General features: G+C 52.7%; 31 protein-coding genes. 15 read left to right on the top strand and 16 right to left on the bottom strand.

What is annotated here, in order from left to right; all coding sequences use genetic code 11:
• Nucleotides 1-23: 23 nt before the first annotated feature.
• Genes E3E26_RS09105 through E3E26_RS09115 form a run of 3 tightly spaced genes read right to left on the bottom strand, consistent with a single transcriptional unit; the run spans nucleotide 24 to nucleotide 1,931 of the window.
• Nucleotides 24-1,202, bottom strand: coding sequence for an MFS transporter (locus tag E3E26_RS09105; RefSeq protein ID WP_167900990.1), 1,179 nt, complete (start codon nucleotides 1,200-1,202; stop codon nucleotides 24-26).
• Nucleotides 1,203-1,205: 3 nt separating this feature from the next.
• Nucleotides 1,206-1,496, bottom strand: a complete 291-nt coding sequence (locus tag E3E26_RS09110; protein ID WP_167901057.1) for a PadR family transcriptional regulator — start codon at nucleotides 1,494-1,496, stop codon at nucleotides 1,206-1,208.
• A gap of 48 nt (nucleotides 1,497-1,544) precedes the next feature.
• Complete coding sequence (locus tag E3E26_RS09115; RefSeq protein ID WP_167901058.1) at nucleotides 1,545-1,931, bottom strand: PaaI family thioesterase; 387 nt, start codon at nucleotides 1,929-1,931, stop codon at nucleotides 1,545-1,547.
• Nucleotides 1,932-2,023: 92 nt separating this feature from the next.
• Here E3E26_RS09115 and E3E26_RS09120 point away from each other — a divergent pair, with 92 nt between their 5' ends.
• Both E3E26_RS09120 and E3E26_RS09125 read left to right on the top strand, forming a co-directional pair.
• Complete coding sequence (locus tag E3E26_RS09120; RefSeq protein ID WP_167900991.1) at nucleotides 2,024-2,422, top strand: DUF2240 family protein; 399 nt, start codon at nucleotides 2,024-2,026, stop codon at nucleotides 2,420-2,422.
• Nucleotides 2,423-2,486: 64 nt separating this feature from the next.
• The gene (locus E3E26_RS09125) at nucleotides 2,487-3,032 is read left to right on the top strand and encodes a nicotinamidase (RefSeq protein WP_167900992.1); all 546 of its coding nucleotides are present in this window, start codon (nucleotides 2,487-2,489) and stop codon (nucleotides 3,030-3,032) included.
• Here E3E26_RS09125 and E3E26_RS09130 read toward each other — a convergent pair.
• On the bottom strand, nucleotides 2,959-4,005 hold the full coding sequence (locus E3E26_RS09130) for an AI-2E family transporter (RefSeq protein ID WP_167900993.1): 1,047 nt from the start codon (nucleotides 4,003-4,005) through the stop codon (nucleotides 2,959-2,961). The genes E3E26_RS09125 and E3E26_RS09130 overlap by 74 nt on opposite strands.
• 55 nt (nucleotides 4,006-4,060) lie before the next feature.
• Here E3E26_RS09130 and E3E26_RS11395 point away from each other — a divergent pair, with 55 nt between their 5' ends.
• The 3 genes from E3E26_RS11395 (at nucleotide 4,061) to E3E26_RS09145 (ending at nucleotide 5,862) form a co-directional block, all read left to right on the top strand.
• Entirely contained in the window at nucleotides 4,061-4,384 is a 324-nt protein-coding gene (locus tag E3E26_RS11395; RefSeq protein WP_167900994.1) for a hypothetical protein, read from the top strand.
• Between the two features lie 352 nt (nucleotides 4,385-4,736).
• A complete protein-coding gene (locus tag E3E26_RS09140) occupies nucleotides 4,737-5,420 on the top strand; it encodes a DUF4152 family protein (protein WP_167901059.1) in 684 nt (227 codons plus the stop codon).
• A 154-nt stretch (nucleotides 5,421-5,574) separates the two neighbouring features.
• Nucleotides 5,575-5,862, top strand: a complete 288-nt coding sequence (locus E3E26_RS09145) for a hypothetical protein (protein WP_167900995.1) — start codon at nucleotides 5,575-5,577, stop codon at nucleotides 5,860-5,862.
• Here the strand turns inward: E3E26_RS09145 and iorA are convergent.
• From iorA to E3E26_RS09160, 3 genes are all read right to left on the bottom strand, one after another.
• Nucleotides 5,859-7,775 carry an indolepyruvate ferredoxin oxidoreductase subunit alpha gene (gene iorA, locus E3E26_RS09150; protein WP_206204385.1) on the bottom strand — a complete coding sequence of 639 codons (1,917 nt, stop codon included), beginning with the start codon at nucleotides 7,773-7,775 and terminating at the stop codon, nucleotides 5,859-5,861. The genes E3E26_RS09145 and iorA overlap by 4 nt on opposite strands.
• 72 nt (nucleotides 7,776-7,847) lie before the next feature.
• On the bottom strand, nucleotides 7,848-8,120 hold the full coding sequence (locus E3E26_RS09155) for a hypothetical protein (RefSeq protein WP_167900996.1): 273 nt from the start codon (nucleotides 8,118-8,120) through the stop codon (nucleotides 7,848-7,850).
• Between the two features lie 10 nt (nucleotides 8,121-8,130).
• A complete protein-coding gene (locus E3E26_RS09160; protein WP_370520111.1) occupies nucleotides 8,131-8,400 on the bottom strand; it encodes a hypothetical protein in 270 nt (89 codons plus the stop codon).
• Nucleotides 8,401-8,476: 76 nt separating this feature from the next.
• Between E3E26_RS09160 and E3E26_RS09165 the strand changes: the two genes are divergently transcribed.
• Together E3E26_RS09165 and E3E26_RS09170 are read left to right on the top strand one after the other, a co-directional pair.
• Complete coding sequence (locus E3E26_RS09165; protein ID WP_167901062.1) at nucleotides 8,477-8,764, top strand: hypothetical protein; 288 nt, start codon at nucleotides 8,477-8,479, stop codon at nucleotides 8,762-8,764.
• Nucleotides 8,765-8,773: 9 nt separating this feature from the next.
• Complete coding sequence (locus E3E26_RS09170) at nucleotides 8,774-9,088, top strand: nucleotide pyrophosphohydrolase (protein ID WP_167900997.1); 315 nt, start codon at nucleotides 8,774-8,776, stop codon at nucleotides 9,086-9,088.
• Nucleotides 9,089-9,111: 23 nt separating this feature from the next.
• Here the strand turns inward: E3E26_RS09170 and E3E26_RS11400 are convergent, their stop codons facing one another.
• The 3 genes from E3E26_RS11400 to E3E26_RS09185 all read right to left on the bottom strand — a co-directional run bounded on the left by E3E26_RS11400 (nucleotide 9,112) and on the right by E3E26_RS09185 (nucleotide 10,622).
• On the bottom strand, nucleotides 9,112-9,396 hold the full coding sequence (locus E3E26_RS11400; RefSeq protein WP_167900998.1) for a CGP-CTERM sorting domain-containing protein: 285 nt from the start codon (nucleotides 9,394-9,396) through the stop codon (nucleotides 9,112-9,114).
• Nucleotides 9,393-9,764, bottom strand: a complete 372-nt coding sequence (locus E3E26_RS09180; protein WP_167900999.1) for a hypothetical protein — start codon at nucleotides 9,762-9,764, stop codon at nucleotides 9,393-9,395. Before E3E26_RS09180 ends, E3E26_RS11400 begins: the two co-directional genes overlap by 4 nt.
• Before the next feature lie 381 nt (nucleotides 9,765-10,145).
• Entirely contained in the window at nucleotides 10,146-10,622 is a 477-nt protein-coding gene (locus tag E3E26_RS09185) for an HIT family protein (protein ID WP_167901063.1), read from the bottom strand.
• Between the two features lie 54 nt (nucleotides 10,623-10,676).
• Between E3E26_RS09185 and E3E26_RS09190 the strand changes: the two genes are divergently transcribed.
• The 6 genes from E3E26_RS09190 (at nucleotide 10,677) to rrp42 (ending at nucleotide 14,806) form a co-directional block, all read left to right on the top strand.
• Nucleotides 10,677-10,913: a hypothetical protein gene (locus E3E26_RS09190; protein ID WP_167901000.1), complete on the top strand. Its 237-nt coding sequence runs from the start codon at nucleotides 10,677-10,679 to the stop codon at nucleotides 10,911-10,913.
• 64 nt (nucleotides 10,914-10,977) lie between these two features.
• On the top strand, nucleotides 10,978-11,760 hold the full coding sequence (psmA, locus tag E3E26_RS09195) for an archaeal proteasome endopeptidase complex subunit alpha (RefSeq protein ID WP_167901001.1): 783 nt from the start codon (nucleotides 10,978-10,980) through the stop codon (nucleotides 11,758-11,760).
• An 11-nt stretch (nucleotides 11,761-11,771) separates the two neighbouring features.
• The gene (locus tag E3E26_RS09200) at nucleotides 11,772-12,482 is read left to right on the top strand and encodes a ribosome assembly factor SBDS (protein WP_167901002.1); all 711 of its coding nucleotides are present in this window, start codon (nucleotides 11,772-11,774) and stop codon (nucleotides 12,480-12,482) included.
• Nucleotides 12,479-13,249, top strand: coding sequence for an exosome complex RNA-binding protein Rrp4 (rrp4, locus tag E3E26_RS09205; RefSeq protein WP_167901003.1), 771 nt, complete (start codon nucleotides 12,479-12,481; stop codon nucleotides 13,247-13,249). The genes E3E26_RS09200 and rrp4 overlap by 4 nt, the downstream gene beginning before the upstream one ends.
• Nucleotides 13,246-13,995: an exosome complex exonuclease Rrp41 gene (rrp41, locus tag E3E26_RS09210; protein ID WP_167901004.1), complete on the top strand. Its 750-nt coding sequence runs from the start codon at nucleotides 13,246-13,248 to the stop codon at nucleotides 13,993-13,995. The genes rrp4 and rrp41 overlap by 4 nt, the downstream gene beginning before the upstream one ends.
• A 1-nt stretch (nucleotide 13,996) precedes the next feature.
• Nucleotides 13,997-14,806: an exosome complex protein Rrp42 gene (rrp42, locus tag E3E26_RS09215; RefSeq protein WP_167901005.1), complete on the top strand. Its 810-nt coding sequence runs from the start codon at nucleotides 13,997-13,999 to the stop codon at nucleotides 14,804-14,806.
• A gap of 45 nt (nucleotides 14,807-14,851) precedes the next feature.
• On the opposite strand, the gene E3E26_RS09220 is transcribed toward rrp42, so the two are convergent.
• Nucleotides 14,852-15,259, bottom strand: coding sequence for a hypothetical protein (locus E3E26_RS09220; RefSeq protein ID WP_167901006.1), 408 nt, complete (start codon nucleotides 15,257-15,259; stop codon nucleotides 14,852-14,854).
• A gap of 303 nt (nucleotides 15,260-15,562) precedes the next feature.
• Between E3E26_RS09220 and E3E26_RS09225 the strand changes: the two genes are divergently transcribed.
• Both E3E26_RS09225 and E3E26_RS09230 read left to right on the top strand, forming a co-directional pair.
• Nucleotides 15,563-15,961: a cell division protein SepF gene (locus E3E26_RS09225; protein WP_167901007.1), complete on the top strand. Its 399-nt coding sequence runs from the start codon at nucleotides 15,563-15,565 to the stop codon at nucleotides 15,959-15,961.
• Nucleotides 15,962-16,030: 69 nt separating this feature from the next.
• The gene (locus E3E26_RS09230; protein WP_167901008.1) at nucleotides 16,031-16,666 is read left to right on the top strand and encodes a ZPR1 zinc finger domain-containing protein; all 636 of its coding nucleotides are present in this window, start codon (nucleotides 16,031-16,033) and stop codon (nucleotides 16,664-16,666) included.
• On the opposite strand, the gene E3E26_RS09235 is transcribed toward E3E26_RS09230, so the two are convergent.
• The 5 genes from E3E26_RS09235 to E3E26_RS09255 all read right to left on the bottom strand — a co-directional run.
• The gene (locus E3E26_RS09235; protein ID WP_167901009.1) at nucleotides 16,663-17,187 is read right to left on the bottom strand and encodes an ASCH domain-containing protein; all 525 of its coding nucleotides are present in this window, start codon (nucleotides 17,185-17,187) and stop codon (nucleotides 16,663-16,665) included. The two genes, E3E26_RS09230 and E3E26_RS09235, sit on opposite strands and share 4 nt — an antisense overlap.
• A gap of 50 nt (nucleotides 17,188-17,237) precedes the next feature.
• On the bottom strand, nucleotides 17,238-18,239 hold the full coding sequence (locus E3E26_RS09240) for a homoserine dehydrogenase (RefSeq protein ID WP_167901010.1): 1,002 nt from the start codon (nucleotides 18,237-18,239) through the stop codon (nucleotides 17,238-17,240).
• 37 nt (nucleotides 18,240-18,276) lie between these two features.
• Complete coding sequence (locus E3E26_RS09245; RefSeq protein WP_167901064.1) at nucleotides 18,277-19,122, bottom strand: CBS domain-containing protein; 846 nt, start codon at nucleotides 19,120-19,122, stop codon at nucleotides 18,277-18,279.
• A gap of 82 nt (nucleotides 19,123-19,204) precedes the next feature.
• Nucleotides 19,205-20,332, bottom strand: a complete 1,128-nt coding sequence (locus E3E26_RS09250; RefSeq protein ID WP_167901011.1) for a sodium ion-translocating decarboxylase subunit beta — start codon at nucleotides 20,330-20,332, stop codon at nucleotides 19,205-19,207.
• A 6-nt stretch (nucleotides 20,333-20,338) separates the two neighbouring features.
• Nucleotides 20,339-20,481: biotin/lipoyl-containing protein (locus tag E3E26_RS09255; protein ID WP_167901012.1), on the bottom strand; the 143-nt coding region annotated here is incomplete at its 5' end.

Here is a 20,481-nt window from a genome sequence, read left to right on the forward strand (position 1 = left end):
TGCAAAGTAAAAATGAAACGAGGTTACTCCCTCACAAACGCCATCAGAACCATAGCTATCGCGTTCATCAGCGCCGCGAAGGTGAACGAGTAAGTTAGTGAATAGTTCTGCCACAGCCAGCCCGCTATCACCGAAGCTGGAAAGACAAAGACACCAAAGACAGTGTGGTAGGCACCTATGATTGTCCCCTTCTCGAATTCCTTCGCTAAGTCAGCCATGTAGGCCCTCGGTATGGTGTCTTCGATGGCTATGTAGAGGCCATAGAGCACGAAGGCTGCTATGAGTGTGTAGAAGTCCCTCGCGTATGCGAAGGCCAGCGATGCCAGAGCCGCTATTCCGAAGCCGAGGGTTATCATCCTCTTCTTTCCGAAGGTGTCCGAGTAGGTTCCGAGGGGATAGGCTGAGAGGGCGTAGATTAGGTTGAAGAGCGCGTAAAAGCCCAGTCCCTGAACGACTGAGAAGCCGAGCTCCTCGGCCTTCCAGAGTGTGAAGGCGTAGCTGTACCTGCCGAGGGCGCCGATGGCAACCACGACGAGGAAGAGGCGCAGGTTTCTGGATTTGAGCGCCGAGATGCCCTTTACCTTCTTCTTTACCTCGCCACCTTTGTCTTTGACCAGCAGTATGACGATGACGACTCCGATTAAGCCTGGAATAGCTGAGAGCAGGAAGAGATAGCGGTAGGCGGTTTCCAGAGGCAGGCTTTTGAGCAGCTCCAGAATCGCTATCGCCGCCAGCGGTCCGGCAACAGCTCCAAGCGTATCCATCATTCTGTGAAAGCCAAAGGACTTGCCCGTCTTTCCCTTCTCACTGGATTCGGCAATGAGCGCGTCCCTTGGTGCGGTTCTTATTCCTTTGCCCACCCTGTCGAGAACCCTTAGGGTTACAAAGTCCCACCACGAGTGGACGAATGCAAGGGCCCCCTTGGCGATGGTGGAGAACAGGTAGCCAAAGGCCACGAAGAGCTTCCTTTTTCTAAAGCGGTCGCTGAAGTAGCCGAAGAACACTTTAAACAGCGAGCTCAGGCTTTCGATGAGGCCCATTATCGAGCCGCTCACGGCCTTGCTAATTCCCAGGATTTCAGTCAGATAAGTTGGTACTACCGGTGCTATCATCTCGCTGCTCATGTCGTTGAGGAAACTGACAATCCCAAGCAGGAAGACGTTCCAGCTAACGCCGAAGATTTTCTTTTCCTTCTCCTCCATATTTCACTCCTCCAGTAGTTCTCTGCACAGCTCCCTAACTCGTTCCCTGCCCTCTTCGAGGGTTTTCTTTCCCTCTGGAGTTATCTCGTAGACCCTGACGCGCCTTCCGTCCCTTACTTCCCAGCGGCTCTTTAGGAGCCCGCTTTCCTCCATGCCGTGCAGAAGGGGGTATATCGTGCCCGGACTGATGTGATAGCCATGTCTTTTGAGCTCTTCCATCATGAAAGAACCGGTTATTGGCTCCCTTTCTGCGTGGTGGAGGACGTGCAGAGTCAGGAAGTCGCGGTATTTCATATCGAACACCGATATCGAAATTCGATATTTAGATTTAAAAAATTTTGGTCACTCGAGGACGTGCTTCTCAAGGACGTAGCAGTGGAAGGTTCCCTCAAAGACCTTCTCGTTCTTCTCGTTGAACACTTCGGCTTTCACGAGCTTCTTTTTGCCTAGATCCTCCACCGGGGAGGCCTTAGCGAGGAGTCTCTCGCCGGCTTTGACCGGTTTTAAAAAGCGCACCTCGGCCTTTCCGAGAACAACGGTCGGCTCGTTTACAGCGAGCATGGCCGCGTAATCGGCAAGCCCGAAGGTGAAGCCTCCATGAACCAGTCCGTACTCGTCGACCTTCATCTCGTCCGTCGTCTGAAGAACGACCTCTGCATAGCCTTCTTCAATCTTAACGGGCTTCCCCACAAGGGTCTTAGAGGTTAGAATATGCGTTCTCTGCTCCACGGCCATCACCACTCTAAATTTCCTTTACCGTTTAAACCTCTAACGGGCAAAGGTTTATCTATTCCAACGCCCTAAAAACGTTAGGTGATTGTGTGCACCCGCTGAAGCGCGCTGTTGAGTATAAAGGCTCGGTTGAGTTCACGAGGAGTGAACTCGTTGGAATCATAGCCTTCAGCCTCAGGCTCATGGACATTAAGGCCACGAAGGAGCTCATAGAGAAATCCATCGAAAGTGGCCTCCTTGAGGAGAGGGAAGGAAAGCTGGTTGTAAACGAGGCCTTGTTAGAAGAGGAAGAGGCCAGTGAAGACCTCTTCAACGAGATGGTTGGATACGTGGCGAAGTCCCTCGGCTGGGAACGGGAGGAGGTTCTCGAGGGCATCAAAGCTATGCGCGAGCGCTACGGTGATCTTGACGAAAAGGTTCTGGCGTATCTCTTCGGCCTCGACAAGGGCGTCGACATGTCGAAGTTTAAGGACAGGCTCGAGCTCTGAATGGACGGAAGCGTCCAATAAATCGTTTTAACCCTTTCTTCGAACTTTTCATTGGTGATGCGAGATGCCCGAGGAGGCCTTGATAGTTGTGGACATGCAGAGGGATTTCATGCCTGGAGGGGCCCTGCCCGTTCCGGATGGTGACAAAATCATCCCGAGAGTGAATGAGTACATCAGAAAGTTCAAGGAGCGCGGGGCTCTGATAGTTGCCACAAGGGACTGGCACCCTGAGGACCACATCAGCTTTAAGGAACAGGGTGGGCCGTGGCCGAAGCACTGCGTTCAGAACACGCCCGGTGCGGAGTTCGTTGTTGAACTTCCTGAGGATGCAGTGGTAATCTCGAAGGCGGCCGAGCCGGATAAGGAGGCCTATTCTGGCTTCGAAGGAACCAACCTGGCGGAAATCCTGAAGGAGAAGGGTGTAAAGCGCGTTTACGTCTGCGGTGTGGCAACGGAGTACTGCGTTAAAGCCACGGCCCTCGACGCAATCAGGCACGGCTTTGAGACCTATCTCCTACGCGATGCTGTCAGGGGCATCAATCCTGAGGATGAGGAGAATGCTTTGAGGGAGCTGGAGCAAGCTGGTGTGAAGGTCCTTTCCTCGCTATGACTCTCTTCCATTCTTTTAGGAGCGTCAGAAGAAGGTTGAGGACTATAGGTCCTATTATCAGCCCTTTTATTCCCATTGCCCACGTGCCGCCAACCATTCCGATGAAGACGAGCGTCTCATCGAGGTCCGTGTCCTTGGCCACTATCAGCGGCCTTATAGTGTAGTCAGGCATCGGGGAGACGAGGAAGAACCCATAGAGCGAGATGCCGGCAGCATGGAGGTACATTCCCTCTTTAGCGAAGTAAGCGGCGGCAATGAGCCATATCATCCAGCCTTCGAAGAGGGGCACGAAGCTGAAGAGGAATGTAAGAAAGCCTGCCACTATGGCAGTGTAAATATCTGAAACGCCGAAGATCATGAAGCCGAGGGTCATGAGCACTCCCTTGGCGACGTTGAGGAGGAGCCACGCCCTAACCAGGGCACCCAGCGTTTTGCTTACGCTCTGGAGTATCTCCTCGCCGAGGTGCCGGTTTTTCTCGGGGAGGGAAAGCTGTATCTGCTCGATTATGCCCGTTGAGTTTGCCAGGGCGTAGTAGAAGGTGAAGAGGAAGATGAGCAGCTGTAGGATGTACATGGGGAGTGAAAAGGCCTGTTTGGACAGATACTCGGAAAGTTTGGGTATGAATTCTCCTGAGAAGTTCCTGATGAAGTCAAGAACTTCTGAGGGAAGCGGTTGGGTCAGCACCCAGTTGAAGAAGTCGACGACGTTGTAGTAGAACGATGCAGCAACCTGGGCAGAGATCATTATAAGTTCCGCCGTTATGGTGCCCCCAAGACCCACCATTCCGACCGTCAGCAGGAAGGCCGACCTTGCCTCGCCGAGCTCTGGGATTAGTCTCTTGTGGATAGGATAGACTGCGTAAGCCAGAACGAGGCCGAAGAATATTGGCGTGATGAGCGGACTGACGACTTCCCAGGCGATGTAGATTATGACCAAGACCGTTGCGGCCCACGCGATTATCTCCGCCCTCATAAGCCCTCGACAGATTTATTAAGTCCGTCCTTATAAACTCTGCGTGGTGGGAGAAATGGAAAAGGAGTTTATTGAGAAGATTTCAGCTTACGTGGGCCGTGCTGAGTATTACCTGTCCGAGAGACGCTTTGATATGGCCTACAACTCCTATATGGATGCCCTCTACGCGATAGGCGCCTATTTTGTTTACCGCGACACGGGCATGCTCCTGCCCGCTGGAGAACTAATGGGAATGCTGGAGAGCAGGTATCCCGAGGTTCATGAGGTCATAAAGCGCTACTCTGGAATCACGAGCTTTGATGAAGAAACGGTAAGCGCTTTAAGGGAGGACGTGGAAAGGCTCAGAGGGATGATGACTTTGCCGAGTTCTGAGAAGTGATGAGGCTCAGCGGCTGACCCTCGACGAGAGAGCCTTTTCCCTCTTTCCTTTGTGAATTCTGCAGTCTCTTATCGCACCTTCGAGAGTTTTTGCCAGCCCGGCGTTCGCGTAGAGCGTGACCATTATAACATCCCCCATAGAATGGAATGTCGGGAATAGAAGATGTTCAGGAACGGGAGAGGTTCCTCAGTGAGGGTTAACGGCTGACCCCCTCCCTGCCCTAAAGGGGAGGCTTTAAGGGAGTAAGAACCCAAAGTTTCATAAACCACATCAGTTGACTCATTCAACACGCCACCTAGAGCTTATTTGGCGTCTGTGGCATATTGGTAATTGGTGCTTAACGGTGGTTGCCATGAGGATAGTCGCTGCTGACACAGGAGGAGCTTTGCTGGACGAGGAGTACAATCCCCTGGGCCTGATAGCGACGGTCGCGGTTCTCGTTGAGAAGCCATACAGGACAGCAACGCTCAGCATAGTCAAGTACGCTGACCCCTTCAATTACGACATGAGCGGCAGACAGGCCGTGAAGGATGAGGCATTTCTTGCTGTAAAGCTGGCAAAGAAAGTCAAGCCCGACGTTATTCACCTCGACTCTACACTCGGTGGGATAGAGGTAAGAAAGCTCGACGATGTCACCATCGATGCACTGACGATAACCGAGAGAGGAAAGGCAGTATGGCACGAGCTGAGGAAGGACCTTCAGCCCCTCGCGAAGAAATTCTGGGAAGACACGGGCATAGAAATTCTCGCCGTCGGAAAGTCGAGTGTCCCGGTCAGGATAGCGGAGATTTTCTCAGGAATATACACCGCCAAGTGGGCCATTGACTACGCGAGAGAGAACGGCAGGGCTATGGTCGGCCTGCCGAGGTATATGAAAGTTGAACTACTCTCCGGGAAGATACGCGGTGAAAGCCTCGACCCGAGAGAAGGTGGTCTCTACGGAGAGATTGAAGCGGATACAGACGGTATCGGCTGGGAACTCTACCCGAATCCTCTCGTGAGGAGGTTTATGGTTCTGGAGGTCTGGAAGGAGTAAAGCCTTACTCACTATAATTTTTAGGCAATTTTTTTACGACCGAAAAGCTTAATAGATTCATGACCAATCCCCAACGGGTGAGAGCTTGGTCTATTGGATTGCTCCCGCTATGTACACAGCCTTGATACTCTCCCCACTGGTTTGGTCATCTATTATGTCCAGTGGGCTCTACTGGTTCATCCACGACCCGTTCTCGAGACCAGGAAGCCCTGACTACCTTGGACCGGAGAACTGGGGACACATAAGGAAAGCTGCATTTAAGCTGGCTCTCCCCCTGCTTGCGATAATATGGGTTCTTGCCAAGATTGACGAGCAGCCCGGAGCGTTCATCGGCTTTTTCCTAACGCTAATATACCTCTGGCTTTTCAACGCGATTGTTTCGGATGAAGTAGAAGAAGCGAGAAGAGAAAGTAAAAGTGGCTGGAAGTACGGGTGGTATTAGCTCTTTTCCAGCTCGCTCGGGAACTTTATCGCGTCGAACGGACAGAGCTGGTTGCAGACTCCACAGCCGGTACAGAGGAGCTCGTCGATTTTCACCTTGTTGGTATCTGGGTCGTAGACTAGAGCTGGACAGCCCGTCAGGAGTATGCACGCCTTGCAGCCGGTGCACCTCTCCTCGACGACGAGCGGTATCTCGCCGATCTCCCCGCGCCTTATGACCGGAATAACACACTCCCGTCTGGCTATTATCACGGCCGGCCCTTCAACCTGCATCGCTTCCTTTATCGCTTCTCTCGTTGCCTTGAGGTCGTAGGGATCAACAGTCTTGACGTACTTGACGCCCAGAGCCTTGACGAGCGCCTCGATGTCAATCTCGTTGAACTTCCTGCCGGTTTCGCTTCCCCCCGTTCCTGGATGCGGCTGGTGGCCGGTCATTGCCGTTGTCCTGTTGTCGAGTATCATCACAAGAACGTCGAGGTTCTTGTAGACTGCATCGACCAAAGGCTGGATTCCATTGTGGAAGAAGGTAGAGTCTCCGATCGTCGCTATGATTTTCTTCTTCATTGCCACGCTCTGGCCGTTGGCGAGGCTTATGCTCGCGCCCATGACGAACTCGGTCCAGATAGCCTCAAGCGGCGGGAGAAGCGATAGAGCGTAGCAGCCTATGTCACCGTGTATGGGAACCGAATAGCGGCCGAGCTTAAGGTCTCTCAGGGCATCAAGGGCAGCCCTGTAGGAGCCCCTGTGAGGACAGCCGGGGCACATAACTGGAGGCCTCTTCGGGGCAAGGCTCTCGGCGTAAGCGACCTCCTCGGGCTTGGTGTACTCTTCAGCTCCCCTGCCGAGGAGATTCAGCAGGGCGTTCCTGACCAGGCTCGGGTTCAATTCACCCTCAAGGGGCAGATGACCAGTTCTCTTGCCGTAGATTGGCACGTTCAGGCCGGCCTCATAGGCCGCTATTTTAACCTCCTCCTCGAGGAAGGGAGCGCCGTCCTCAATGACTATTGCGAAGTCAACCGTTTTGAGGAAGTCAACGACCAGCTTCCTGGGGAGCGGGTGAGGGGTTGAGATCTTGAGAACCTTGAAGTCACCGTCGAGCTTGGGCAGAACCTCCCTCACGTAGTTGTAGGGTGCTCCTTCGACGATTATTCCAATCCTTCCCTCTCCCTCGACCCAGTTGAAGGGCATCGAGTTGAACTCCTCCTCGATCTTTCTCAGCGTTTCGTTAAGCCACTTATGCCTCTTCCTGTTGCCATCCATGCTTGCCCTTACATAGCGCTCTATGTCCTTCTTGAACTTCGGCTCGCGGTTGAGCTCAACGAACTCACCGACTTCAACGTCAGCCGTTGTGTGATTCACCCTCGTGGTCGTTCTGAAGATGACAGGAACCTTATAGCGCTCACTCAGCTCGTAGGCGTAGATGATTAAATCGTGGGCCTCCTGCGGGTCAGTGGGCTCAAGAACTGGGAGAAGCGAGAGCTTTCCATAATATCTGTCATCCTGCTCGGTCTGGCTGGTGTGCGGGCCGGGATCATCCGCAACGAGGATTACAAGACCACCTTCAACACCGGAATAGGCGAGGCTCATAAGGGGATCGGCTGCAACGTTGAGACCAACACATTTCATCGTGACGAGTGCCCTCAGGCCGGTGTAGGCAACACCCGCCGCCTCTTCAAGGGCAACCTTTTCGTTGGGCGCCCACTCGGCGAAGACTTCTGGCTTGAGATGGGCAATTGTCTCGATGACCTCGGTTGAGGGGGTTCCTGGGTAACCAGTTGCGAAGACGACGCCCGATTCAAGGGCACCGTAGGCTATCGCCTCATTGCCCATGAGGAGCTTTTTCTCACGTTTCTTGACTTTGGACTTGACTAAATCAGAAGGATAAGCCTTAACCGTCTCCACGATGACCACCATAGGCTATCTGTGCCGAGGGTTAAAACTCTATGCTCAGAAAAGTACCGGTAAAAATCGAAAAATTTTCGAAAGTCACTTTTCTCCTTTTTCCTCCTTTTCGTAGAATGCCCTGTTGGGTGTCCTAGTGAATGTATCGCTGATGCTCTGACGGCCGCTTGAGAAGGCAAAGATAGCGGCACCCAGCAGGAATAGGAGGAGTATTACAGTGGCCACTGAGGTGATGTCCGCCTTAAGACCGATAGCCATCAAGACCACGGGTGCTCCGATTATCCCGATGACCACGGAGGCCATGAAGACCATCAGGAGCTTATATCCATACTTCTCCATGAACAGGTCGAGATCCATCTTTCTCCCCCTAACGCTTCCTCCTGTCGTCGTAGAAGTACTTGGCGTGAGCCTGTGCTTGGGCGTCTATGACGCGTCTCTTTACCGTGAAGGCGTAAGCGAACAGAAACACGATGACTAGGCTTGCCGCAAAGTATCCCAGGTACCTGAAGAGCAGGTAGAACGATGCCAGAAGGGTACCTATTATTACAAGAAGCACAACTCCAAAGATGCCGAACAGGATTTTGTACCCGTACCTCTCCATAAAGAGGTCGAAGTCCATAGGTCTCACCATAAACATTTCCTCAGCTATTGCGTAAAAACCTTTCGGGAGAAGTTTAAATATTCTGGCTGAGAAAGTCTCAACGTGAATGGAAATGAAGATTGGAGAACTCATCCAACTGCTCGACGAAACGATAGCCAACGTTAAGATTGCCATAATAGCTAACCAGAACAGGGCCTTTGAGAGCCCGCACACGAGCTATGAGTTCACCCAGCGCGCTTTGGAGCTTCAGGAGGATCTTGATGACCTAATGAAGGCCAGAGAATACTTAAGCAAATTCGACCCGGAAGATGAGGCAGAGGAGCACTTCTCCAAGGAAGAACTTATGGAGTTCCTGAAGATGCTCGAGTTGCTGAGAAACACCGATGCCCATGTTTACTGAGGTGGTTTCATGGACTTCAGAGAGCTGGAGAGAAAGGTTGTGGCCTTCCGTGATGCACGAGGCTGGGCGAAGTATCACACGCCCAAAAACCTCGCCATCTCGGCAGCGGTTGAGCTCGGCGAACTTTTGGAGCACTTCCAGTGGGAGACCGACGAGGAGGTTCTTGAACTCGCTAAGAACCCAGCCAAAAGGGAAGCGATAGCCGACGAGATTGCGGATGTCGTAATCTACCTTACACTCCTCGCCCACGAGCTTGGAATAGACCTCGACGAGGCAGTCAAAAGAAAGCTGAGGAAGAACGAAGAGAAGTATCCGGTCGAGTAGGAAAAATGAAGGGTTCGGCTTTTTCAGCTATCACGCTTTTTCCTTCTCAAGATCAGAGGATTGAGTGTGAGTTCAATCAGCAACGCTGGTCCGCAGATTTCTTTGTCTTCTGGTTTTTGAGTGGTTGTGGTGGTTGTTTTGGTGTATCTCATGTCCATTCCGCAGTCTGGTGGCACCTGTGACATTACTTTACAGTTTGTTGCGTTGGTACTGCAATTAATATCCAAAATCAGCAAACAACCGTGTACCTCGCAGTCGCTACAGTGGAACTGAAGTTTAATCCCTTTACTCCAGATTTTCCCGTTCATTCTGTTGAAGCTTCCCTTCCATTCCGCTCCATAAGGGTCGTGTGCTGTCGTGTTTTTGTGACGTTCTCCAAATTGCTCCAGTTAATGTCACTGATTGAGAATGGTGTTAAGTTTTTTGCCGGAATGAATTCCAGCCTGCTCTCGTTTCCGGTTATCGTGATTTTGACGTCAGAAGTTCCGTTGTAGGGTTTTATGATGGTTAGTTTGTCGACCATAAACCATTTTTCCGGCATACAGTTCGAGTGACACTCGAAGGTTACTAACTTTACAGTTTCATTGCTTGGCAGGTAGTTGAATAGGTTAACCTTTCCAGCTGAAGCTAAGGGGAGGAAAAGAAGGAGTAAAAACAGGATGGGGATTTTTTTCATTTACTCAACCCTCCTTTTGATTGTTGAGAGCAGTGTCAGTTCGGATGAAGCAACGGGTCAGCAGTGCTTCCTTTTCTTCTTCCGTTGCATTGGGCAATGCTTTCAGGTAGCCTTCAAAGAACGGGTTGATAACGCCCCCTGTAGCGATGCGTTTCTTTCACTGAGGCTCCCGTTGGAAGTCCTCCAAGAATTAGCAATATGTCCAATAGTAACGCACATACCCTTCTGTTCATTGCCATCACCCAACGATGGGCTTAAGCAATTAAGTTTGTATAAAAAGTAAAAAAGCTTTTCGAATGATTTAAAATTTTGTCACTCAAAGTGATTACTTCTATGAAAGCCTGCTTTTTGGAATACAGTAGCTGGAAAGTTGACTTTTCTTCAAGTCTCACCCTCCAGGGCATGGAGAGGTCGGTTAAACGCTTCCCTGAGCTTCTCCATCTCCTCTCTACTCAGTCTGTTCTTCTCCCATCGCTCTCTCAAGTTCAAGTTCTCGTCTTCCAGATCGAGGAGCGCCTTTCTGACGCCGCCACGTGGGTGCCTGCAGTCTCCCTCCCATCTTGGAATCACGTGCATGTGAAGGTGAGGAACCGTCTGCCCCGCCGCCCTCCCAAGGTTAATGCCAATGTTGAACGCATCGGGCTTGAGCGCCTTCTTCAGCTTCTCCATCGCGAGGTCTATGCCTCTGACCAGCGCGGCCTTCTCTTCTTCCCTCAGGTCTTCCCAGCGCTTCACGTGCCTTCTTGGAACGACAAGGAGATGGCCTCTGCTCGCTGGATATGAGTCGATAAGTATCCTGATCAGCCCGTCTTCATAGAGGATGACTTCAGCACTTGGATTGCAGAACGGACAGTTCATGCCCAACACCAAAGGCTTAAAACCGCTTTGTAATAAAAACCCCTCGGTGGTGAGATGGAGGAAACTATGGAAATCCTAAAGAGAACGTACCAGAGGTTTTTGGCCCTAGGCCTAGTCATGATGCTAGTCGCTTTCGCGCTCATGATATTCCAGCCCCTTGGCAGGAACGCCTCCCTTGTCCTGGCGGTTGTGATATTCCTCTTCGCTTTCCTGCCGCTGGAGATGGCAAAGAGAACCGCCAGAAAGATGGCCCTGCTGGCGTTTGGAGGAAAAATAGAAAAGCTTAATTAGGCCGTCCGAGAATTATCCCAAAGAGAGTAGGAGATATCGCGATAATCCATAGGGGTGATGTAAAATGGCGTTTGTGCCACCGCAGGCAGGTTACGACAGGGCTATTACGGTTTTCAGCCCTGATGGAAGGCTTTTCCAGGTGAACTACGCGAGGGAGGCAGTGAAGCGCGGTGCTACCGCTGTAGGAGTTAAGTGGAAGGAAGGTGTTGTTCTCGCCGTCGAGAAGAGGATAACCAGCAAGCTCATAGAGCCGAGCAGCTACGAGAAGATATTCCAGATAGATGACCATATAGCTGCCGCTCCAAGCGGTATAATTGCCGACGCCCGTGTTCTCGTTGACAGGGCCCGCCTGGAGGCCCAAGTGTATCGTCTAACTTACGGAGAACCCGTTCCACTCACCGTTCTGGTGAAGAAGATCTGTGACCTCAAGCAGGCCCACACCCAGTACGGCGGTGTGAGGCCCTTCGGTGCAGCCCTGCTCATGGCGGGCGTTAACGAGGAGCCCGAGCTCTACGAGACCGACCCGAGTGGGGCGTACTTTGAGTGGAAAGCAGTGGCGATAGGCAGCGGCAGGAACATTGCCATGGCCATATTCGAGGAGCACTACAGCGACGACCTTGACATGGAAGGCGCGATAAAGCTGGCCATCCTCGCCCTGGCAAAGACCCTCGAAGAGCCGAGCCCGGAGAGCATAGAGGTGGCTTACATAACCATGAAGGACAAGCGCTGGAAGAAAATGGACAAGGAAGAGGTCGCTAAGTACCTCGACGAGATCCTCGAGGAGGTCAAGGAGGAAGAAGTCGAGGAGAAGGAAGAGGATTATTCAGAGCTCGACAGCAACTACTGAGGTGACGGGCGATGCCGATAAGCGTCGATAAGGCAGTCATCGCCCGTCTTAAGACCCACGGCGAGACCTTTGAGATACTCGTTGACCCCTATCTAGCCAGGGACTTCAAGGAGGGCAAGGACGTCCCGATAGAGGAGATTCTTGCTACCCCTTACGTTTTTAAGGACGCCCACAAGGGCGATAAAGCCAGCGAGCACGAGATGGAGAAAATATTCGGCACGAGCGACCCCTACGAGGTCGCTAAGATAATCCTTCGCAAGGGAGATGTCCAGCTTACCGCTGAGCAGAGGAGGCAAATGCTCGAAGAGAAGAGGCGCTATATTGCCACTATCATTCACAGGCACGCGGTTGACCCGAGAACCGGCTACCCTCATCCGGTTGACAGAATCCTCAGGGCGATGGAGGAGGCAGGTGTCCACGTTGACCTCTTCAAGGATGCAGAGGCTCAGGTTCCCAGCATCATCAAGGCGATAAGGCCCATCCTGCCGCTAAAGATGGAGATGAAGGTCATTGCGGTTAAGATACCCGGTGACTACGTGGGCAGGGCCTACGGTGAGGTCAGGAAGTTCGGCAACATAAAGCGCGAGGAGTGGGCCAGCGACGGCTCTTGGATGTTCCTCATCGAGATACCCGGCGGTGTCGAGGAGGAGTTTTATGAGAAGCTTAACGCCCTTACGAAGGGCAACGCGATAACTAAACTGATAGAGAGGAAGGGACTATGAGGCGGATTTTTGTAAAAAATAGGGAACTGGTTGTCCCTGGGACTCTGCTTGCCCAGGGGCCGTTTAAGAGTGGAAGAGGAACCTTCAGGGAAGGGAACAGGATTTACTCGACGGTTGTAGGACTCGTGGAGATCAGGGGAGACGCTATAAGGGTTATCCCCCTCGAGGGCCCCTACATACCAGAGGTCGGCGACAACGTCATAGGGAAGATAGTGGACGTCAAGTTCTCCAACTGGACGGTTGACATCGGCGCGCCTTATCAGGCGAATCTGCGCGTTCAGGACGCCGTTGAGGAGCGCATTGACATCCTAAAGACCGACTTGAGAAAGATATTTGACATAGGCGACATAATCTACGCCAAGATAAAAGCCTACAACGAGATCAACCAGATAGACCTGACCACCAAGGGAATGCCCTTCAAGGGTGGGCCGCTTAGGGGAGGTCAGATAGTAAAGATAACGCCCTCCAAGGTGCCTAGGCTCATAGGAAAGGGCGGTTCGATGATAAACCTCATCAAGAAGCTGACCGGCACGAGGATAATTGTTGGCCAGAACGGCTGGGTCTGGGTCAGCGGAAAGAAGGAGGAGCTCGAGAAACTCGCCATCGAAGCGATTCTCAAGGTTGACAGGGAGAGCCACACACAGGGACTCACCGACAGGGTGAAGGAGCTCCTCATGAGCAGGCTTCAGGAACTCAAGGAGCAGGGAGTTATTGAGGAGATACCCCAGATTGAAGAGCCAACCGCTGGAGAGGGTGAAGGAGAATGATGGGCAAGCCAGAGGATTTAAAGCTCATAGATGAGAACGGAAGGAGAATAGACGGTAGAAAGAAGTACGAACTCAGGCCGATTAAGATGGAGGTCGGCGTGCTGAAGAACGCCGATGGTTCTGCCTACGTTGAGTGGGGTAAGAACAAGGTTTTGGCTGCCGTCTACGGTCCGAGGGAGATTCATCCCAAGCACCTCCAGAGGCCTGACAGGGCAATCCTCCGCGTCCGCTACAACATGGCGCCCTTCAGCGTGGAGGAGAGGAAGAAGCCCGGTCCGGACAGGAGGAGCGTTGAGATAAGTAAGGTCATCAGGGGTGCGCTTGAGCCGGCACTGATACTCGAGATGTTCCCGAGGACCGCTATAGACATATTTATCGAGGTTCTCCAGGCTGACGCTGGAACGAGGGTTGCAGGAATTACCGCCGCTTCGCTAGCTCTGGCGGATGCAGGAATACCCATGAGGGACCTTGTGGCTGCATGCGCCGCCGGAAAGATAGAGGGCGAAATCGTTCTCGACCTCAACAAGGAGGAGGACAACTACGGCGAGGCGGACGTTCCAGTTGCCATAATGCCTCTCAAGAACGACATTACACTCCTCCAGATGGATGGATACCTCACCAGAGACGAGTTCATCGAGGCTGTGAGGCTCGCCATAAAGGGTGCAAAGGCCGTCTACCAGAAGCAGCGTGAGGCGCTGAAGGAGAAGTATCTAAAAATAGCAGAGGAGGTCGGTGGAGGTGAGTGAGATGGAAGTTATGGCCAGCATAATGCGCGACCACATCCTCGCTCTCCTCAAGGAGGGCAAGCGCGTTGACGGTCGCTCGCTGGAGGACTACCGCGATCTGGAGATCAAGGTCAACGTCATCGAAAAGGCCGAGGGCTCGGCGTGGGTAAAGCTCGGAAACACCCAGGTTCTCGTCGGAATCAAGATTGACATGGGCGAGCCCTTCCCCGACCTTCCAGAGAAGGGAGTAATAACCACCAACGTCGAGCTCGTCCCACTTGCTTCACCGAGCTTTGAGCCTGGACCACCGGACGAGAGGGCCATCGAGCTTGCGCGTGTTGTTGACAGGGGCATAAGGGAGAGCGAAGCGGTTGAGCTGGAGAAGCTCGTCATAGTTCCCGGCAAGCTCGTCCGCGTCGTCTTCATTGATGTGCACGTCCTTGACCATGACGGTAACCTGCTCGACGCCAGTGGAATAGGCGCTATCGCCGCGCTCATGAGCGCCAAGATGCCGAAGGTGGTCTACGACGAGGAGAGCGGCGAGGTGCAGATACTCGACGAGTACGAGCCCCTGCCCGTCAGCAAGATACCGATTCCAGTAACCCTCGCCAAGATAGGGCAGAACATCCTCGTTGACCCGAACTTCGACGAGGAGCGCGTCATGGATGGCAGGATAACCATCACCACCGACGAGAACGGCATGATATCCTCCGTCCAGAAGAGCGAGGGCGGAAGCTTTAAGCTCGAAGAGGTCATGTACGCCATAGACCTCGCCCTCAAGAAGGCTGCAGAGATAAGGGAGAAGGTTCTCGAGGCCGTTGGGGCCGAGTGAGCCTTTTTCTTTTGTCCTTTGGTGCCCGTTGGTGCTTACTTTTGCCTACTGGAATTCCCTCATCCTAATCTTTGTGAATATGTATGCGGACATTATCCCGAATATCCACGCAATTATGAGCGTCAGTTTTTCATCCCGAGGGGTTGCCAAGAGAAATGCAAAGTAGCCTGATATTAACAGCCTCAGTTCCCATTTCTCCTTTTGAGTTGCCCTCGAAAATTCGTCTCTCCTGGCTGGGAATAAGTCATGGAGGAGCTCATAACTGAAAACTATCCCGAGTGTTATGATGAAATAGGCTGTAAGCAACTGGTAAAACTGGCTGGAAAATGCCCCATCTATTTCCGAGTGCGGGAAAAAGAACCTGCCAACGCAGAGGGAGGTGAAAAATGCAGCCTGCTTCATGAATTCAGTGCTCTTTAGGATTTTTTGCAAAGGGGGGTCTTTAAATGTCATAATAATCACCTGTCTTGTTAATGAACTATATCACCACCGGGGTACAATAACATTGATTATTTTATAAATTTTTCTGTAATAAATAGTAAATCAAACCTAGTGCTATAATAAAAAACTTGTTGTCTAATATCTCCTGAAAAGATTTTCTCTTAGTTTAGATTACTTTTTCCTTGTGAAAGTTTTCCCTTGTAGCTTTGGCCTCTATCGCCTGCGGCAAGAGGGGGTCAGGCGAGTTTCAGAAAGAGATATAAACACCAATGCCCAAATTAATCCAGCCTTACGATTAACTGGGGGGAACAGGTTATGGGATTGTTTGATAGCCTCAAAAAGAAGGACGAAAAGGTCAAGAAGAAGCCACTCTCTGCTATTAAGAAGGAGGTTGCTGCTCCAAGGCGTGACATTGATGTCGTACCCCTTGAGGAAGATGTCCTTGCTAAGGAGCTAGTCAAGCCCCAGGTCAGGTACCTCAAGAAGATCGTCGTCACCAGCTACGCCGACCTTGAGAGGATTTCAGAGGAGCTCCAGAACGGCAACATCGTTTTAGTCGACCTCACTCCGCTCGAGGTCAAGCCGGAGGTTCTTGAGAAGGTCGCAGAGCAGATAAAGGGCATGGTGAGTGCCCTCGGCGGTCAGGCCGCTAAAATCTGCAAGCACGAAATAAAGCTGATTTTAACCCCTGCGGACATAAAGATAGCCAAGTGACGGGGTTTTCTTTTTCCCATACCATGATTTTATAAAGGGCTTAGGGGTTCTATTCTTCGGTGGTGCGAGATGAGTGAGAGAGAGGGAGAGATTCAGGAGATTCGCCTCGGTGACTGTCCTATCTGCGGCGGCAAGGGCACGCTCAAGGCTCTGCAGTACGTTCACGAGATACCCTACTTCGGCAAGGTCATGGAGTCCACGATAATCTGCGAGCGCTGCGGCTATAGAAATGCCGACGTCATGATACTCGAGGATAGACCGCCAAAGCTCTACACTGTGAAGGTGGAGGAGGAGAAGGATCTCTTCACGCGCGTCGTCAGGAGCAAGAGCGGAACCATAGAGCTCGACGAGATAGGAGTCAAGATAGAGCCCGGTCCGGCCGCGGAAGGCTTTGTCAGCAACGTCGAGGGAGTGCTTGAAAGGGTCAGAGAGACCCTCCTCATGGCTAGGGACTTCAGGAAGCAGGAGGGTGACGAGGAAGCTGTCAAGAGGGTTGATGAGATACTCCAGTACATCGAGGACGTCAGAGAAGGCAAAAAGCCGCTCACAGTTAAAATCATGGATCCCCTCGGCAACAGCGCACTGATAGGCGAGAAGGTCAGGAGCAGGCTCTTAACGCAGGAGGAAATCGAGAGCCTCAGCCTTGGGCCGTACGTCATCGTTGACCCAGAGAAGGAGATGGAAGAAAAGAAGGACTCCGATTAAAGATAGACTGCCTCCCTCGCGAGGAGGTCTTCTATCAAAGCCCTTACCCAGGGCTTCCTTGTTTTTCTCGACAGATGAATTATGCCCTCCACGTGGATTCCGTAGCGCTCCTTCATCTCCTCCCTGCTCATCGGCTCCTTGAAAAGGAAGGGTCTTTCTATGGTGAAGGCGTAGCCGTAGTCCTTGATGTATTGTCCAAGCCATTTCTTCCCGTTCTCACCGTGAACGAGGGTTAAACCGCTCGTATCCTTCGTCATCTCCCAGAGCGTCTCAAGATCAGCCTTAATGACTTCTCCAACCTCGAAGCCACCGGCGATGGTTCCCCTCTTGGTCAGCGTCTGCTCCTCGTGAAGGCCGAGCCTCCTTAGCGTGTCCCTCAGCTCGTAGGGGTTTCCGCGCGCTATGTAGAGGAAAACGATGTCCCCCTCGCCAAAAGCCCTGCTCTTCCTCAGCTCTACCGTCTTTAGGCCTCTGAATATCAGCTCGCCGTAGACCTGGTGGAGCGCTATCACGTGCTCCATGGGCTCACCGGAGTTAGGCTTCCGGTAGGACTAAAAAAGGTTTGGGTAGTTCAGCGCATCATCAGCGCCGCCATAACGATATCACTCACCACTCCGCTGGCGGTTTCCTTCAGCCCCGCGCCAGCACCCTTAATCACAAGCTCGCCGAGGAGGTCGGTTTTTATCACTGCCGCGTTCTCGTGGCTTTCAACTGCGAGCGGACTGTTCTTCGGGATTTCTTTAGGCTCTACGACGACTTTTCCTCTCTCCACCGTCGCGATTAGCCTTATCGTTTTGCCCTTTGCTTTTGCCCTCTCAATCTCTCCGGGCGTTACCTCGACGATGCCCCTAATGCTCGCCTTATCGAACGTTATCGGCTCAAAGACGAGGCAGTGGAGAATGGTCGCCTTATATCCTGCATCTGTGCCGAGTATGTCGCCGCTCGGGTCGCGCTCCGCTATGCCGAGCCTCTGCGCCTTCTTCAGAGCCTCCTCGAAGTCCAGGCCCCTTTCCATCTCGCTCAGGATGAAGGTGGTTGTCGCGTTGAGGACTGCTTCGATTCTCTCTACGGTGTCCCCCCTCAGACCCTCGCGGAGGAGCGTTATTATCGGCGTTCCTGCCATGACGGTGGCCTCGAAGAGGTAGGGAAGGCTTCTTTTCTCGGCCTCTCTCATCAGTTCTGCGTAGTGGAAAGCCAGGGGAGGCTTGTTGCTGGTTACGACGGCCTTTCCATCTTTGAGGGCAGTTAGATGCCACTCGTGGGCGTTCTTATCATTGGTGACGTCTACCACGATGTCTGCGTCTATCTCCTGAACGGCTTCACCCGGTGTGAAGTTGTAAACCTCGTAGTCGTTGGTCCATGCCGAGAGCTTTCCGAAGGTCTCCTTCACGGTGAGTGCTTCCCTCAGGTCTATTCCCTCTGGAAGCCATACAACTCCGCTCGTGTCGGCTATGCTCACCGCCTTAAAGCTCAGGCCGTACCGCTCTTTGAAGAAGGCCTCTTTTTCGAGAAGAACCCTCGCCACGGCCCTACCAACGTTTCCGAAGCCGAAGAGGGAGAGCTTTACCTCCATAGAAACACCCGCTAAAATGTTGGGAAAAGAGAAGAGCTCACTTGTTGAGGATGACCTTTATGATGTCCATGTCCCTGACGATGCCGACGAGCTCGCCCTCGCCCCTTATGACGGGCAGCTGCTCGATGTGGTACTGGACCATCTTCTGGGCCACGTCGTAGACACTCATGTGCGGCGTCGCGACTACGAGCTCGCGGTTCATTATGTCCTCAACGGGTTTCTTGGGCAGTTGGAGCTCGGCTTTCTCGAAGAGCAGAATTGGGTTGCTTTCAAGTATCCAGTCCTCCTCGCTGGAGGCAGCCAGAGCGGTGCTCTTCATGACCCTTATCACTTCACTGTCCTTGAGGAGGTCGGTCTCGTCGACCATTCCGACGAGGTTGCCGTTGTCGTCTATGACAGGGATGGCCATCGCGTTGCAGAGGAGAAGGGCCTTCAAAGCGGCCTTGAGCGGCGTTCCACGCCAGACAACGCCGACGTTCTTCTGGTAGTATTTCTCTATCGTAACGTTTTTCAGCTTCTCGTTCTTTGACAGGTAGCGCCTCACGATGTCGCCGACAGTGAGTATTCCAAGCACGCGATTCTCGTTGTCCACAACTATAACACGCCTGTAGTCCATCTCGAGCATTAATCTGACGGCCTTCTTTAGATCGTCGTTAGGTTTGACCGTCGGCACGTCCCTCTTTACTAGCATCGCCAGCTGTTCCTCATCAGGATGGAGCAGAACCCTCTTTATGCTTATTATTCCAACGAGGGCCTTCGTATTCTTGTTGATGACGGGGAATGACCTTACCTTGTGCTTCCTAAACAGGTCGAGGGCGTATTCCCTCGTCGCCGGAAGCTCTATAACCACTGGGTCGGGGGTCATCAAAGTTTTTACGCGCATTTTCTTCACCACCGCTTTAGGTTAAAGCGTCCTTCTCCTATTTAAGGTTTTCATTAGGCTCGTCAAAAATTTGAAGAAAAGGTCAGCCGAGGACGGAGAGAAGAACTCCAGCGACGACGGCAGTTCCTATAACTCCGGCGACGTTAGGACCCATTGCATGCATAAGTATGAAGTTCCCCGGGTCTTCCTCGCTCGCTAAGCGCTGGACAACCCTGGCGCTCATCGGAACTGCCGAAACTCCGGCCGCTCCAATCATCGGGTTTATCTTGCCGCCGCTGAGCTTCATCATGAGCTTTCCGAGGAGCACTCCTCCAGCGGTTGCAGAGGCGAAGGCGACGACACCAAGGCCAAGTATCATGAGTGTCTGGACGGTGAGGAAGCTCTCAGCGCGCATAGTCGAACCGACGCCGAGTCCAAGGAAGATGGTAACGATGTTCATTAGCTCCTCCTGAGCAGCTTTGCTCAGCCTCTCAACGACGCCGCTCTCCCTGAAGAGATTTCCTATCATGAGCATTCCAATGAGCGGCCCGGCGCTCGGAACGAGGAGGCTGATGACGATGGCGGTGATGATGGGGAACATTATCTTCTCCCTCTTGGAGACGGGCCTGAGCTGTTCCATTCTGATCCTCCTTTCGTTCTTGCTGGTCATGGCTTTGATGATAGGCGGCTGGATGAGCGGGACGAGGCTCATGTAAGAGTAAGCTGCCACAGCGGTCGCTCCGAGAATGTGTGGAGCCAGCTTAGTGGTGAGGTATATAGTCGTCGGCCCATCGGCACCGCCGATGATGCCTATCGAAGCCGCCTCCGGCAGGGTGAAGCCGAGCAGCACTGCGCTCAGCATAGCAACGAAGACACCTATCTGAGCGGCAGCGCCGAGCAGGGCCGTCTTGGGGTCTGCTATCATCGGTCCGAAGTCGGTCATCGCTCCCAGTCCGAAGAATATCAGCAACGGCACTATCTCCGTGCTTATGAGGTAGTGGTGGATAAGGTAGAACAGTCCGTGCGGCTCGTCGGCTATGCCCGTGAGCGGCAGGTTGACGATGACGGCGCTTATGCCTATCGGAAGGAGGAGCAGAGGCTCCATCTCATATCTGATGGCGAGATAGACGAGCGTCAGACCGACGAGTATCATTATCACGTTCCCGAGGCTGAGATGGAAGAGACCCATGCTCTCGATGAATTCGATTATTGCCTGCTCCAGTCCGGCCATTATCCATCACCCGAGTTCTATGAGTGGTTGTCCGGTGTCGACGGTTTGGCCTTCTTTGATGAGGATTTTCTTTACTACTCCGTCTTTTGGTGCTGGGATTTCGTTTTCCATTTTCATTGCCTCGAGGATGAGTAGTCCTTGGCCGGTTT

Source organism: Thermococcus sp. LS1, from assembly GCF_012027395.1.
In the GTDB taxonomy this organism is placed as follows: domain Archaea; phylum Methanobacteriota_B; class Thermococci; order Thermococcales; family Thermococcaceae; genus Thermococcus.